Consider the following 1,016-nt stretch of genomic DNA (forward strand, 5'->3'; position numbering starts at 1 on the left):
GGTGGACACGCGCGGCGTGCAACTGCCCTATGTCGACGTGGTCGAGATGACCGTGGTGGGCGGCGGCCTTATCGCAGCCAAGGCCAACGCGGGAGAGGTCGATCTGCAGGCGCGCGGGCTCGACTTTTCGGATGTGAGCATCCTCAAGAAAGGGGAGCTGGAAGGGGGTAATTACCGCACCCTGCTCTGGGCGAATGGCGCCGCGAGCCAGATCGCGATCTACCCCAACCTCAATTTCACGGACCCGGTCTGGCGCGGGGTCATGCGCGACGCCCGTTTCCGCCGTGCGCTCAGCCTGGGTATCGACCGCCGGATGATCAATCGGGCGCTCTATTTCGGGATGGCGACGGAGGGCGGAATGACGGCCCTGTCCACCAGCCCGCTGCACGATCCCGCGTTCCTGCATGCCTGGGCGGAATTCGACCTCGAAAAGGCAAACGCCCTGCTGGACGAGATGGGCCTGACGGAACGGACGCCCTCCGGGTTGCGAAAGCTGCCCGACGGCCGCCCCATGGAATTCGTGATCGAAACGGCAGGAGAGCGGCAAGAGGTCGAGAACGCACTGACCATCATCACCGACACCTGGCGCGAACTTGGCATCCGCCTGATCCTGCGCCCGCTGGACCGGGACATCCTGCGCAACCGCGTCTACGCCGGGGTCAGCATGGCCGCCGTCTGGTTCGGCTGGGACAACGGCCTGCCCACCGCGGACACATCGCCCATGTACCTCGCTCCCACCAATCAGGAGTTCTTTTCCTGGCCGAAATGGGGACAGTACTATCAAACCTCCGGCGAAGCGGGGGAACCCCCGGACATGACGGCGGCCAAACGGCTGATGGCCCTTTCCCGCGCATGGAATTCAGCGAGGAACACAGCCGAGCGGACCCTCATCTGGCGCGAAATGCTTGCCATCCACGCGGATCGGCAGTTTGCCATCGGCATATTGTCCGAAGCGCCGCAACCCGTCGTGGCCGCGAGCGGGCTCTACAACGTGCCCGAGCAGGCGATCTGGGCCT

The 1,016-nt window shown here is 65.0% G+C and carries 1 protein-coding gene; it reads left to right on the forward strand.

Annotation, left to right across the window (positions count from 1 at the left end; translation table 11 throughout):
- Positions 1 to 1,016: ABC transporter substrate-binding protein (locus A3728_RS13640; protein ID WP_236630501.1), on the forward strand; the 1,016-nt coding region annotated here is incomplete at both ends.

It is taken from the genome of Sulfitobacter sp. HI0040 (assembly GCF_001634885.1).
In the GTDB taxonomy this organism is placed as follows: Bacteria; Pseudomonadota; Alphaproteobacteria; order Rhodobacterales; family Rhodobacteraceae; genus Sulfitobacter.